The 12881-nt window shown below is 75.0% G+C and carries 15 protein-coding genes and 1 pseudogene; 13 read left to right on the top strand and 3 right to left on the bottom strand.

Annotated elements, in window-relative coordinates:
- From B0E53_RS24965 to B0E53_RS24955, 3 genes and pseudogenes are all read left to right on the top strand, one after another.
- Positions 1–199, top strand: a pseudogene (locus B0E53_RS24965) (acyl-CoA/acyl-ACP dehydrogenase); the annotation flags it as partial.
- A 96-nt stretch (positions 200–295) separates the two neighbouring features.
- Positions 296–1345 (top strand): type III polyketide synthase, encoded by a 1050-nt coding sequence (locus tag B0E53_RS24960; RefSeq protein WP_107078278.1) that lies wholly within the window; start codon positions 296–298, stop codon positions 1343–1345.
- 40 nt (positions 1346–1385) lie between these two features.
- A complete protein-coding gene (locus B0E53_RS24955; RefSeq protein WP_107078277.1) occupies positions 1386–2006 on the top strand; it encodes a hypothetical protein in 621 nt (206 codons plus the stop codon).
- Positions 2007–2013: 7 nt separating this feature from the next.
- Here the strand turns inward: B0E53_RS24955 and B0E53_RS24950 are convergent, their stop codons facing one another.
- Entirely contained in the window at positions 2014–2715 is a 702-nt protein-coding gene (locus tag B0E53_RS24950; protein WP_107078276.1) for a hypothetical protein, read from the bottom strand.
- A 327-nt stretch (positions 2716–3042) separates the two neighbouring features.
- On the opposite strand from B0E53_RS24950, the gene B0E53_RS24945 reads away from it, so the two are divergent.
- The 3 genes from B0E53_RS24945 to ispF are packed head-to-tail and all read left to right on the top strand — an operon-like array spanning position 3043 to position 4777.
- A complete protein-coding gene (locus B0E53_RS24945; RefSeq protein ID WP_007073334.1) occupies positions 3043–3528 on the top strand; it encodes a CarD family transcriptional regulator in 486 nt (161 codons plus the stop codon).
- 54 nt (positions 3529–3582) lie between these two features.
- A complete protein-coding gene (ispD, locus tag B0E53_RS24940; RefSeq protein ID WP_107078275.1) occupies positions 3583–4278 on the top strand; it encodes a 2-C-methyl-D-erythritol 4-phosphate cytidylyltransferase in 696 nt (231 codons plus the stop codon).
- 16 nt (positions 4279–4294) lie between these two features.
- Positions 4295–4777: a 2-C-methyl-D-erythritol 2,4-cyclodiphosphate synthase gene (gene ispF / locus B0E53_RS24935; protein ID WP_107078274.1), complete on the top strand. Its 483-nt coding sequence runs from the start codon at positions 4295–4297 to the stop codon at positions 4775–4777.
- Positions 4778–4813: 36 nt separating this feature from the next.
- Here the strand turns inward: ispF and B0E53_RS24930 are convergent, their stop codons facing one another.
- On the bottom strand, positions 4814–5341 hold the full coding sequence (locus B0E53_RS24930; RefSeq protein WP_107078280.1) for a hypothetical protein: 528 nt from the start codon (positions 5339–5341) through the stop codon (positions 4814–4816).
- Between the two features lie 188 nt (positions 5342–5529).
- Here B0E53_RS24930 and B0E53_RS24925 point away from each other — a divergent pair, with 188 nt between their 5' ends.
- Both B0E53_RS24925 and B0E53_RS24920 read left to right on the top strand, forming a co-directional pair.
- Positions 5530–6885, top strand: coding sequence for a BTAD domain-containing putative transcriptional regulator (locus B0E53_RS24925; RefSeq protein WP_107078273.1), 1356 nt, complete (start codon positions 5530–5532; stop codon positions 6883–6885).
- A gap of 62 nt (positions 6886–6947) precedes the next feature.
- A complete protein-coding gene (locus B0E53_RS24920; RefSeq protein ID WP_107078279.1) occupies positions 6948–7985 on the top strand; it encodes a tetratricopeptide repeat protein in 1038 nt (345 codons plus the stop codon).
- Here B0E53_RS24920 and B0E53_RS24915 read toward each other — a convergent pair.
- A complete protein-coding gene (locus B0E53_RS24915) occupies positions 7982–9178 on the bottom strand; it encodes a homogentisate 1,2-dioxygenase domain-containing protein (RefSeq protein WP_107078272.1) in 1197 nt (398 codons plus the stop codon). The two genes, B0E53_RS24920 and B0E53_RS24915, sit on opposite strands and share 4 nt — an antisense overlap.
- A gap of 94 nt (positions 9179–9272) precedes the next feature.
- On the opposite strand from B0E53_RS24915, the gene B0E53_RS24910 reads away from it, so the two are divergent.
- From B0E53_RS24910 to B0E53_RS24890, 5 genes are all read left to right on the top strand, one after another.
- Complete coding sequence (locus tag B0E53_RS24910; protein ID WP_107078271.1) at positions 9273–10130, top strand: hypothetical protein; 858 nt, start codon at positions 9273–9275, stop codon at positions 10128–10130.
- A complete protein-coding gene (gene fahA / locus B0E53_RS24905) occupies positions 10127–11326 on the top strand; it encodes a fumarylacetoacetase (RefSeq protein WP_107078270.1) in 1200 nt (399 codons plus the stop codon). Before B0E53_RS24910 ends, fahA begins: the two co-directional genes overlap by 4 nt.
- 142 nt (positions 11327–11468) lie before the next feature.
- The gene (locus B0E53_RS24900) at positions 11469–11678 is read left to right on the top strand and encodes a DUF397 domain-containing protein (protein ID WP_091317211.1); all 210 of its coding nucleotides are present in this window, start codon (positions 11469–11471) and stop codon (positions 11676–11678) included.
- Between the two features lie 110 nt (positions 11679–11788).
- The gene (locus B0E53_RS24895) at positions 11789–12271 is read left to right on the top strand and encodes an SRPBCC family protein (RefSeq protein WP_107078269.1); all 483 of its coding nucleotides are present in this window, start codon (positions 11789–11791) and stop codon (positions 12269–12271) included.
- Positions 12272–12356: 85 nt separating this feature from the next.
- Positions 12357–12881: PQQ-binding-like beta-propeller repeat protein (locus B0E53_RS24890; RefSeq protein WP_348639672.1), on the top strand; the 525-nt coding region annotated here is incomplete at its 3' end.

Raw genomic sequence — 12881 nt, 5'->3', positions numbered from 1 at the left:
CGCCGCCGAGGTGGCGGCGTCCATGCTGGAGGCCGCCGGCACCTCGGCCACCCGGCGGGGGCATCCGTTGGAGCGGCTCTACCGGGACGCCCGGTGCGGCTCGCTCCACCCGGCCACCTCCGACGTCTGCGCCGACTGGCTCGGCATCGCCGCGCTCGGCGGCGACCCGGACCGTGACAGCTCGACGCCGCGTTGGTGAGCGCGACGAGTGAGCCGGTCTTGCGAGCCCCGCAGTCGTGAACGGGCGGTGCTCGTTGGTGAAGCGTGGGGATGGGGACGAGAGGTGTGGGGGGACATGGGCGTGCCGGTGATCGCGGGTCTGGGTACGGCGCAACCGCCGTCCGCCGCGCAGGACGAGCTGTGGACGGGCTTCTTCGCGAAGCACTTCTCCGGGACCACCCGGGCACTCGCCGAGCGGATCTTCGCCAACTCCGGGGTGTCCCGGCGCCACGCGGCGGTGAACCCGCTGCTGGAGGACGTCTCGGAGTGGCCCACCGAACGCCGGATGCGGCGCTACCAGGTCGAGGCGCTGCCGCTGGGCAAGGAGGCGGTCGGCCGGGCGCTGACCGCCGCCGGCCTGGACGCCGGTGACATCGGCCTCTTCGTGGTCTGCTCCTGCACCGGGTACGCCACCCCGGGGCTGGACATCCTGCTCGCCCGGGACCTGGGCATGGCCCCGGACACCCAACGCATGTTCGTCGGCCACATGGGCTGCTACGCGGCCCTGCCCGGGGTCGGCGCGGCGAGCGACTTCGTCACCGCCCGGGGCCGCCCCGCGCTGCTGCTCTGCGCGGAGCTGACCAGCCTGCACATCCAGCCGGCGGGCGCGCGGGTGGACACCCAGCAGATCGTCTCGCACGCGCTCTTCTCCGACGCCGCGGTCGCCGCCGTGGTCGTCCCCGGCGGCCGGGGGTACGCGCTGCGCGAGGTCACCTCGGTCACCGACACCTCCACGGCCGACCACATGACCTGGGACGTCACGGACACCGGCTTCCGGATGGGGCTGTCCCCGAAGGTGCCGCAGGTGCTCTCGCGCCACGTCCGGGGTCTGGTCGACGACCTGCTGGCCCGGCACGGGTGGCGCCGTTCCGAGGTGGACGGCTGGGCGGTGCACCCGGGCGGCCCGCGCATCCTCAACGTGGTGGAGCGGGAGCTGGCCCTGCCACCGGCGGCGCTCGCGGCGTCCCGGGCCATCCTTGACGAGCACGGCAACTGCTCGTCCCCGACGGTGCTGCTGATCCTGGACCGGCTGGACCGGGCGGAGACGCCGCCGGAGCGGGTCGTGATGCTGGCCTTCGGTCCGGGCCTCACCCTCTACGCGGCCCTGCTGGAGCGCACCGGCTGACGGGACGGTGGCCGCCGCCCCGCGCCGATACGCTCTCCGCATGGCTCCCGACGAGCGGATCCGGCGCGCGCTGCTGGCCGGGCTGACCGTGACGGCGCTGGCGGCCGGCGCCGGCTGGTGGCGGGCGGCCGCGCCGGCGCTCGGGCGGGCCGGGCCCCACCCCACCCCGTCGAGCGACGCCTTCCTCGAACCCGGCTTCCGGGTCGACCCGAGCGGCTCCCCGGTCCGGTTGAGGGCGGTGGTGGACGTGCAGACCGGGCGGGTGCTGGACCAGGTCGTGCTGTCCGGGCCGGAGGCGGATCCGGACGCGCCGGTGGTTATCCACGAGGAGCCCGGCGGGGCGGCGCGGCGGCGCGAGGTCTCGTACCAGGTGTGGCGGGAGCGGTCCCGCCTGATGCCGGACGGGGCCCCGGTGACCCGCCGGGCGAACGCGTCGGACGGGAACCGGTTCCTGCTGACGGTCAGCTGCTCGGGCGCGGGCGCGGTCGCCGTCGGGCTCACCGGTTCGTCCGACGACGGGACGGAGCGGGTGCTGAGCTGCGGTGGGCCGACCGCCGCCTCGGTCTCGGTGGTGGCCGCGAGCGGCGGGCCGCTGCTGGTCCGGTTCATCGCGCTGCGGGACCAGGTCGACCTCGACGCCCGGCTGGAGGAGCTGGGCTGAGCGGCGGTCAGCCGGCCAGCCGGACCAGGTCGTCGCGGTAGTCCGCCGCCGGGCCCAGCTCGGGCACCACCCGGACCAGGGCGCCCTGCCGGTCCACCAGCAGGGCGGCGGCCGTGCCCGGGTGCGCGGAGAGATGCAGGTAGGAGCGGAGGCCGCCGGCCGGGTCGGCGAGCGGGCGGACCCCCGGGGCGGTGGGGGCCTCGGCGCTGCGGCTCTCGGTGACGGTGACCAGGGTCACCCCCGGTGGCGCGGTCGCCGCCGCGGTGCCGACCTGCTCCGCACAGACGCACGCGTCCACCAGGATGATCATGGCGGGCAGCAGGCTGCGCAGCGGTACCGGCGCATCGTCCGGACCGACGAGGTCGAGCGCGGGCAGCGGCCCGACCGGGGCCGTCGGGTACGGCAGCACGGTGGGAGCGCCCCCGGAGCGGCTCGACCGGGGCCACGTGACGGCGGCCAGCCCGGTGAGGGTGATCAGCACGGCGACCAGCAGGACCAGCACCGGGAACCCGGGGGACGGCCGGCCGGCCGGGCCGAGGCGCCGCCGCGGGGTGGCCTGCCGCCGGGCCCCGCGCAGCTCGCGGCGGACCTGGCGGGCCTCCTCGGCCAGCGCCGAGGCGTCGTCGGGGACGACCACCCGGCCCCACTCCGGGGGCAGGTCGGGCAGCCCGTCCGGTGGCCCGTGGCCTTCAGCGTCAGGCATGCCCATCGGACCCCCAGGAACCGTCTCGGTGAGCGGATGTCCGTCCGTTCCAAGCGTCCCGCACCGGCCGTCGTACCGCCACACCTGGGCGCAGGTGGAATTCCGGAGCTACCATGGAAGGAGCGCATCGCCCTAGATCTGAACGCTTCCGTCACCCTTACCGGGTTGTCATCCATTGGTCACGGAGCGTGTCGAAATCATCGGCTTGACCGCCTGTCAAGCTGAAGAAATACCTCTCACAGGGCCCCTGAGCTGCGCCAACGGTCAGGACAGCGGTGAGACATCGGTGCCTGAGCGTGTTACCCTAGACACAGCGAAAGGGGTTTCGAACCTATGGTTTTCAGTGTCGGCGAGACCGTTGTTTACCCCCACCACGGGGCCGCACTCATCGAGGCAATCGAGACTCGGGTCATCAAGGGCGAGCCTAAGCAGTACCTCGTCCTGAGGGTCGCGCAGGGTGACCTGACGGTCCGGGTGCCCGCCGAGAACGCCGAGATCGTGGGTGTGCGAGAGGTGGTCGGCGAAGAGGGCCTGGGTAAGGTCTTCGACGTGCTCCGTGCACCGCACACCGAGGAGCCGACCAACTGGTCGCGGCGTTACAAGGCGAATCTGGAGAAGCTGGCCTCCGGTAACCCGCTGAAGGTCGCCGAGGTCGTCCGCGACCTGTGGCGCCGGGAGCGGGAGCGGGGTCTCTCCGCGGGTGAGAAGCGCATGCTGGCCAAGGCCCGCGACATTCTCGTCGGCGAGGTCGCGCTGGCCGAGAAGAGCACCAAGGACGAGGCGGAGACGCTGCTCGACAAGGTGCTGACCGAGGCCTGATCCGCACCTCATCGTCGTACCCACGCAGTAGCAAACGAATCCGAGGACCGCGACGTGACCGCGCAGCTCAATCCGCGCGGTGACGTCGCGGTCCTCGTTCCTGCGGCCGGTGCCGGGGTACGCCTCGGCCCGGGCGCTCCCAAGGCGCTCCGGCTGCTCGGCGGCGAGCCGCTGCTGGTGCACGCGGTACGCCGGATCGCCGCCGCGCCCTCGGTGCACACCGTCGTGGTGGCCGCCCCGGCCGCCGACGTCGGGTCGGTCCGGGCGATGCTCGCGCCGGTGGCCCCGGTCACCGTGGTCCCCGGCGGCGCCGAGCGCCAGGCCTCGGTGGCCGCCGCGCTGGCCGCCGTCCCCGCCGGGCCGGAGATCGTCCTGGTGCACGACGCGGCTCGGGCGCTCACCCCGCCCGAGCTGGTCGAGTCGGTGGCCGCGGCGGTCCGCGCCGGCCACGACGCGGTGATCCCGGTGCTGCCGGTGGTCGACACCGTCAAGGAGGTCGACGCCGGCGAACGGGTCCTCGGCACCGTCGACCGGGCCGCCCTCCGCGCGGTGCAGACCCCGCAGGGCTTCCGCCGGTCGGTGCTGACCGCCGCCCACGAGGCGGCCGGCGATCCGCTCACCGATGACGCCGGCCTGGTCGAGAAGCTGGGCGTCCCGGTGGACTGCGTACCCGGCTCGGAGCTGGCCCTGAAGATCACCCGGCCGTTCGACCTGGCCCTGGCCGAGCACCTGCTGGCCACCGGCGCCTGACGCGTACCCTCGGTTCATGATCGTTCCTCGGGTGGCCATCGGCACCGATGTGCACGCCTTCGCGGCCGGCCGGCCCTGCTGGGTCGCCGGCCTGCACTGGCCGGACCAGGACGGCCTGGCTGGCCACTCGGACGCCGACGTGGCGGCGCACGCCGCCTGCAACGCCCTGCTCTCCGCCGCCGGCCTCGGCGACCTGGGCGCGAACTTCGGGGTGGACCAGCCGGAGTGGGCGGGCGCGTCCGGGGTGGCCCTGCTGACCGAGAGCGCCCGGCGGGTCCGGGCGGCCGGCTTCGAGATCGGCAACGTGTCGGTCCAGGTGGTGGGCAACCGACCCAAGATCGGCCCCCGCCGGGACGAGGCGCAGCGGGTGCTCTCCGCGGCGGTGGGCGCGCCGGTCACCGTCTCCGCCGCCACCACCGACGGCCTGGGCTTCACCGGGCGCGGCGAGGGGCTCACCGGGATCGCCGTGGCCCTCGTCTACGAGGCGCCGGCGGCGTGACGCGGCGACCGGGTGGCACCCGGTCGCCGCGCCGGATCAGTCGACGTCCGTGCAGACGTTGTGGGTCGTGCCGTGAAGCATCGTGATGGTCTTCTCGAAGGTGGGGGTGAACTCCACGGTGAACTGGCCGTCGACGATCCACAGCCCCTTCGGCAGCGAGCCCGCGTTCTCCCGGAAGCCGAGCAGCACCGGTCCGGTCACGTACCAGGTCATCGACCCGTCCGTGCCGTAGACCACCAGCGAGGTGCCGCTGGCGTCCGCCGTGGACGTGGCCCCGGTCTCCAGGTTGGTCACCCGGTCGACGAGGGCGCCGGTGAACAGCTCCCGCTTCGGCGAGCCGTCCGGGCACGTGGCCAGGGTCAGCTTCCGGACCTCGTCGACGATGGGCTCGACCCGTACCGCGAAGTCGCAGCGGGCTCCGGCCGGCATCTCGAACGCCGCCTGTGGGGCCGGCTCCCAGGCGCCGGGGGCGATGTCGCCGCTCGCGGCGGACGCCGTGCCGGGCAGGGCCGCGACGATCGCGGCCACGACCGACGCCACCGCGACGCTCATCTTGAAACGCATGGTCACTCCATCCGTGCTTCTGGTCAGGGCCGGACCAGGATCACCGGCCCCGCTCACCACGGGCTCACCGCGCGTCGGGCCGGAGCCGCGTCGGATCCGTCCGGGTGGCGGGCCGGCCACCGGGGCACCCACCATCCGCTCACCGCCGGATGACAACCGGCGGACCGGGCCAGCCTGTCCTGTTCGGTATGGACTTCCGACTGCTCGGACCCTTCGAGGCCCGCCATCGGGGCCGGCCGGTCGAGGTCGGCAGCCGACGCCAGGAGCGCTGCCTGCTCGGTGTGCTGCTGCTCGACACGGGACGGGTGGTCCGCACCGAGCGCCTCATCGACCTGCTCTGGAACGGCCGGCCGCCGGCCTCGGCCCGGGGCGCCGTGCAGACGTACATCGGGCGGTTGCGGGGGTCGTTGACGCCGTACGGGGTGCGGATCAGCACCCGGGGCGAGGGCTACCTCGTCGAGGCGGACGGGCACCGTGTCGACGTCGACGAGTTCGGCGAGCTGGTCCGGGCGGCCGGCGTGGCCGCCGACCCCGGCGAGCGGGCGCGGCTGCTCGACCGGGGGTTGGCCCTCTGGCGGGGGCCGCTGCTCGCCGACGCGGCGGACGGCGAACTGCGGGACCGGCTCCACGGCACCGTCGAGGAGCTGCGGCTGGTCGCCATCGAGCTGCGCGCCGAGGCGCAGCTCGCGCTGGGCCAGCACGCCCGGGCGATCGCCGAGCTGATGCCCCTGGCCGCCCGGCACCCGACCCGGGAGCAGCTCGTCGCCGTGCTGATGACCGCGCTGTACCGGGGCGCGCGGCAGGCCGACGCGCTGCGGCTGTACCGGACCACCCGGCAGCTGCTCGTGGACGAGCTGGGCGTCGAGCCGGGGCCGCGCCTGCGGGAGGTGCACCGCCGGATCCTGCGCGGCGACGACCGGCTGGACCGGCCCGGGCGGCCGGTGTACGAGGTGCGGGTCCGCGACGAGAGCCTGCCCTGGAGCGTCGGGGGCCACCCGGCGCTGGACTTCTGCAACCCCTTCGCCGGGTGGGGGCACGAACCGCCGCTGCCCGGCGCCGAGTGGCTACGCGGCTACCGCACCCTGGCCGTGTGGGCCGGCCACGTCGGTCTCCTCGACGACGTCTCGGTGAGCCGGCTGCTGCATTTGGCCCGGCGGGACCCCGACCAGGCCGAGGCGGTGCTCGTCGAGGCGCGGGGCCTGCGGCACGCGCTGTACGGGTGCCTGACCGGGCCGGACGACCGGCGCGCCTTCGAGTCGGTCGCCCGGTACGCGGAGGCCGCCGCGAAGGAGGTGGTGTTCCGGCCCGAGACCGACGGCCGCGGGCGCTGGTGGCCGGAGCTCGGGGCCGGACTCCGGATGCCCCTGCACGCGGTCGCCTGGAGCGCCGCCCAGCTGCTCGCCGACCCCCGCCGGCTCACCCTCCGGACCTGCCCCGACGAGCGGTGCGGCTGGCTCTTCCTGGACGAGAGCGGGCTGCGGCGCTGGTGCAGCCTGGGCACCTGCGGGCGCTCGCTGGACCGGTCCCGCTGCCGCAGCGCCTGACCGGTGTCCGCCCGCTCGCCGGCGGCGGGCGGACGGACGGGCTGGCCGCTACGCTCGCCGGGATGCCGAACGACGCCGCCCCCGACCAGTCCGCCGCCGACGGCTACCTCCAGCGCGCGCAGCTCCTCGCCGAACTGGGCCGGTACGACGAGGCCGCCGAGGAACTCGAGGCAGCGCTCGCCAGCCACCCGGGCAACGCCGAGGCGTTGACCATGCTGGCCCGGGTGCACCTGGCCGCGGACCGGTCGGCGGAGGCGCTGCCGGTCGCCGAGGCGGCCGTGGCCGCCGCCCCGGGGGCCCTGTCACCGCTGGTGGCGCGCGGCTTCGCCCTGGTCGACCTGGGTCGGTGGAAGGCAGCCGCGAGCACCGGGGACCAGATCCTGGCGCTCGGCCCGGACGACGCGTACGCCCAGCGCAGTGCCGCCGCCATCCTGGCCGGCGCGCGCAACGGCCAGCCGGCGCTCAACGCCGCCTGGCGGGGTGTGGAGCTGGCCCCGGAGACCGCGCAGGCGCACCTGGTGCTCGGCCTGGTCGCCGCCCGCCTGGAGCTGTACGACCTGGCCGAGCGGGCCTACCGGGAGGCGTTGCGGCTGGACCCGGAGCTGGCCGCGGCGCGGCAGGACATGGGCGTGATCCGGCTGGAGCAGCGCCGCTACGCGGAGGCGCTGGAGCACCTGGCCGAGGCGGCGGCCATGGACCCGGCACGCGGCGACGCCGGCCCGACCATCGCCGACGGGCTGCGCCGCCTGGTGCTGCACGGCGCCGGCTGGTCGCTGGTCGCCACCGTGCTGGTCGCCTTCCTGGCCCCGGTCGCGCCGGGCCCGTCCCGCGTCCTCGCGGTGTTGGCCGGGCTCGGCGGGGCGCTGCTGGTCTGGCGGTACGCGGCCCGGCTTCCCGGCCTGCTGGACACCGTCCTGCCCGGCCTGCTCCGCGCCGACCGCGGCCTGGCCCTGAGCGTGTACGCGGTGGCCGCCGCCCCGGCGCTGCTGGTGCTCTACGCGCTGGTCGGCGGCCCGTGGCCGCTGGTCGCCGGGATCACCGTGACGGTGGTGGCCGAGTTCGCCGTGCTCGCCCGCACCGGCCGGCACCCGGTGCGCTAGGCCCGGCGCGCCCAGGTCCAGGCGTACGCGTCGTCCTCGCAGGCGGTCCCCGCGTCGCAGAGGTCCAGCGGCCGGAAGGTGTCCACCATGACCGCCAGCTCGTCGAAGAACTCCGCCCCGATCGACCGCTCCGCGGCGCCCGGCTGGGGGCCGTGGGTGAAACCGGAGGGGTGCAGCGAGATCGAGCCCTGCTCGATGCCGGAGCCGCGCCGGGCCTCGTAGTTGCCGCCGGTGTAGAAGAGCATCTCGTCGGAGTCGACGTTGTGGTGGTTGTACGGCACCGGGATGGCGTCCGGGTGGTAGTCCACCTTGCGCGGCACGAACGAGCAGATCACGAAGTTCGGGCCCTGGAAGGTCTGGTGCACGGGCGGCGGCTGGTGGATCCGGCCGGTGATCGGCTCGAAGTCGTGGATGGAGAACGCCCACGGGTACAGGTGCCCGTCCCAGCCGACCACGTCGAACGGGTGGTTCGCATAAACATGACGCGTCCAGACTGTGCCGCTACCGTCCGGGCGTGCCGCCCGGGAACGGTGCCGGACCAGCACCTCGACGTCGGTCTCGTCGACCAGCAGCGGCGTGTCCGGCCCGCGGACGTCCCGCTCGCAGTACGGCGAGTGCTCCAGGAACTGCCCGCGCACCGAGAGGTAGCGCTTGGGTGGGCCGACGTGGCCGGCGGCCTCGATGGCGAGCAGCCGGGTCGGCTCGTCGCCGGTGGGGACGAGGCGGTGGATGGTCGAGGTGGGGATGACGACGTAGTCGCCGGCCACCGCCTCCAGCACGCCGAACGGCGACTCCACCCGCAGCGAACCGGACTCCAGGTAGAGGCAGTGGTCGCCGGTGGCGTCCCGGAACAGCGGCGACGGCCGGTCGGCCAGCACGTACGCGATCCGCACGTCGTCGTTGGCGAGCAGGTACTGCCGGCCGAGCACCGGGTCGGCTCCGGCCCCGTCGAGCTTGTGGGTGCGCAGGTGCCGCGGCTTGAGCGGCAGGTTCGGCACCCGGGTGAAGGCGGGCGGGGTGAACTCCTCGGCGGCCACGATCGCGGTGGGCGCGTGCCGGTGGTAGAGCAGCGACGAGTCGGAGGAGAAGCCCTCCTGACCGACCAGCTCCTCGGCGTACAGGGTGCCGTCGGGCTGGCGGAACTGGGTGTGGCGCTTGCGGGGCACCTCGCCGACGCTGCGGTAGTACGGCATCTCGCCTCCCGATATGTCCCGTTCTCCGGCCGGTGACGTCCGATAATCGGACGCAGTTGTCCGTTCCTTGTAGCGTCCCGTAGATTCTTGTCTCGTGTCAACGCAGGTGCCCCGCCTTCTCGCCGGCCTGGTCGACGACGCGGCGGTCTTCCCGCCCGGCAGCGCCCCGCTGCCGGACGCCGTGACCGCGCATCACCGGCACCGGGCCGGCTGGTACGCCGACCTGGTCGGCCCGCTGCTGCTGCCCGCCTCGACCCTGCCGGACCTGCCCGAGCTGCTCGCCCCGGAGGCCACCCTGGCGGTCGGCGTGATCGGTGACGTGCCGGTCGGCCGCCTGGAGGCGGCCCTCGCCGAGACGGACGCCCGGCTCGCCGTCCGCCAGGTCGAGGCGCCGGTCGCCAAGCGCGGCGAGGACCCCCAGCCCGGCCTGTCCGACCTGGTCAAGCTCGCCGAGCGCCTCGGCGGCACCTCGGTCTACGCGGAGATCCCGCTGACCTTCGGGCTGATGGCCGCGCTGGACGCCCTCGCCGAGGCGCGGGCCGGCGGGCTGGCGGTGGCCGCCAAGTTCCGCACCGGCGGGCTGGCCGCCGAGCTCTTCCCGACCCCGGTCGAACTGGCCGCGGTGATCTGCGCCTGCCGGGACCGGGAACTGCCGTTCAAGCTGACCGCCGGGCTGCACCACGCGATCCGGCACCGGGATCCGGAGACCGGCTTCGCCCACCACGGCTTCGTCAACGTGCTGGCGGCCACCCTGGCCGCCACCGGAGGCGCCGAGGTGGACGCGGTGGCCGAACTGCTCGCCGCCACCGACCCGCTGCGGGTGGTCGAGCTGGCCCGGTCGCACCGGGAGGCCGAGCGCCCGCTCTGGGTCGGCTACGGCTCGTGCAGCATCTCCGAACCACTGACCGATCTGATCCGGCTGGGGCTGGTGAACGGGGGCTTCGAGGAATGAGCTGGGTGACTGGTGCGGCGGGTTCGCCGTACGGGGTGAGCAACCTGCCGTACGGGGTGTTCCGGCAGGGCGACCGCGAGCCGCGGATCGGCGTACGTATCGGCGATTTCGTGCTGGACCTGGCCGGCGCGGAGGCCGCCGGGCTGGTGCTGGCCGCCGGGGCGCTGGGCCGGCCCACCCTCAACGACTTCATGGCGCTCGGCCGTCCGCAGTGGACCGCCGTCCGGCAGCGGGTCACCGAGCTGCTCACCGATCCGGCGCACCGGCCGGCGGTGGAGCCGCTGCTGGTGCCGCTGCGCGAGGTGGAGCTGCTGCTCCCGTTCGAGGTCGCCGACTACGTCGACTTCTACTCCTCCGAGCACCACGCGTCGAACGTCGGGCAGATCTTCCGGCCCGGGCAGCCGCCGCTGCTGCCGAACTGGAAGCACGTGCCGATCGGCTACCACGGCCGGGCCGGCACGGTGGTGGTCGCGGGCACCCCGGTCGTCCGCCCCACCGGGCAGCGGGCCAGCGCGCAGGGCCCGACCACCGGCGCCTCCGTCCGGCTGGACATCGAGGCCGAGGTCGGCTTCGTGGTCGGGGTGCCGAGCCGGCTCGGCGACCGGGTCGCCGTCGCGGACTTCGCCGACCACGTCTTCGGCGTGGTACTGGTCAACGACTGGTCCGCCCGGGACATCCAGGCCTGGGAGTACCAGCCGCTCGGGCCGTTCCTGGGCAAGTCCTTCGCCACCTCGGTCTCGGCCTGGGTCACCCCGCTGGAGGCGCTGGCCGACGCCCTCGTGCCCGCGCCCGACCAGGACCCGCCGGTGCAGGACTACCTGCGCGAGACCCCGCACCTCGGGCTGGACCTGACCCTGTCGGTCGAGTGGAACGGCGAGCGGGTCGCCGAGCCGCCCTTCGCCACCATGTACTGGACCCCGGCCCAGCAGCTCGCCCATCTCACCGTGAACGGCGCGTCGCTGCGGACCGGCGACCTCTACGCCTCCGGCACCGTCTCCGGGCCGGAGCGCGGCCAGGTCGGCTCGTTCCTGGAGCTGACCTGGGGCGGGACCGAGCCGGTCAAGTTCGCCGACGGCACCGCCCGGACCTTCCTGGAGGACGGCGACACGGTGACGATCACCGCCACCGCGCCCGGCCCGGACGGCACCACCATCGCCCTCGGCGAGGTCACCGGGAGCATCCTCCCGGCCCGCTGAGGCGCCCCCTTCTCACTCTCCGTCCCCGGTCGCACCCGCTGTGCGACCGGGGACGTTTCCTTCGCCGTTGATCGTCGCGGACTGAGTACGCCCCGGCGGTGCGGGCCGGGGCGCACCCGAGTGGAACAGGAAGGACCGAGAGATGACCGAGCTGACCGGCGCCGTGTGGCGCACCAGCAGCCGCTCCAACGATCAGGGCCTCTGCGTCGAGGTGGCCACCAACGTGGTCGCCGCGCACGGCGTGGTGGGCGTACGCGACTCGAAGGACCCCCAGGGTCCGGCGCTCGCGGTCAGCCCACCGGGCTGGACGGCGTTCGTCGCCGCGATCCGGGGTGACGCCTTCCGCCGCTGAACGCTCGCCGCACGCCCGGTGCCCCGGTCGGGGCACCGGTGGTGGAAATGTCACCGCAAGGCTCCCGTTCCCCGGTCACGGCCCGTACCGTGGACGACACGGGAGGTGCCATGTCGACGGTGACGGTTTCCGCATTCATCGAAGCGCAGGACGTCGACGTCTGGCGGCTCCTCACCGACCTCCCGGCGCGGGCCGACTGGCTCTCCGCGGTCGGCGACGTCGACGTTCTCAGCCCCGGCGACCTCGGGCCCGGCACCAGCTGGCGGGAGACCCGGGTCCGGCCGGACGGCGTCGCCGAGGCGGAGGAGTTCCTGGTGGTCGAGGCGGCCGCCCCGGCACGGCTGGTGCTCAGCTCGCGGGGCGCGGGCGCCGACTACCGGATCACCTGGAAGCTGCGGGCCGTCGAGCGCCGGCGGCGCGGCTGCACCGAGGTCACCGTCGAGCACGAGGCGGTGCCGACCCGCCCGTACGGCCGGGTGCTGGCCCTGATCCTCGGCGGCCTGGCCGCCCGGGCGGTGGAGGGTGCCCTCCGCCGCGACCTGGCCGACCTGGCACTGGCCGTCGGCCCCACCCGGTCCGCCGAGGCCGCCTGAGCCGACCGCTGGACGACCTGAGCGGCGTCGGCCGGTGCGGCGTCCGGGAGCCCCCGCTGGGTAGGGTGCCGGGCGGAGGTACGGCATGGGGAAGCCCTCGGGGCGGCGGATCGTGGTGGCGGTCGTGGCGGTGCTGGCCGTCGCGGCGGCGGCTGCCGTGGTGCTGCGGGTCCTCGCGCCCGCCGAGGTGGAGACGGTCGCCCGGGGCGCCTACCCGGCCGCGCCCACCCCTCCGGTCGGGGTGATCGGCCGGCTGCCGGTGGCGCCGCTGGTCGTGGACGGCCGGCTCCGCGTCTACGCGGGCGCCCGCCAGGTGTACGCCGACCAGCCGGTCTCCGGGAAGCACCGGGTCACCCCGTTCTGGTCGTACCGCCGGTGGCCGGCGAAGCTGGTCGGGGTGCTCGCCGAGGGCACCACGGTGGTGAGCCGCTGGTCCGACGGGAAGCTGGTGGCACTGGACGCGCATACCGGGCGGGTCGCCTGGCGGGCCGACGGCCCCGGGCCGGGCGCGGTGCCGAAGCCGCGCCGCACCTACGCCGCCACGGTCTGGGACCCGGCGGGCCTGCACGTGACCCGGGCCGCCGACGGCGGTGCCGTGCTGGTCGCCGCG

Source organism: Micromonospora sp. MH33 (assembly GCF_003013775.1).
Lineage (GTDB): Bacteria > Actinomycetota > Actinomycetes > Mycobacteriales > Micromonosporaceae > Micromonospora > Micromonospora fulviviridis.
This window is presented reverse-complemented; position numbering and strand designations above follow the sequence as displayed.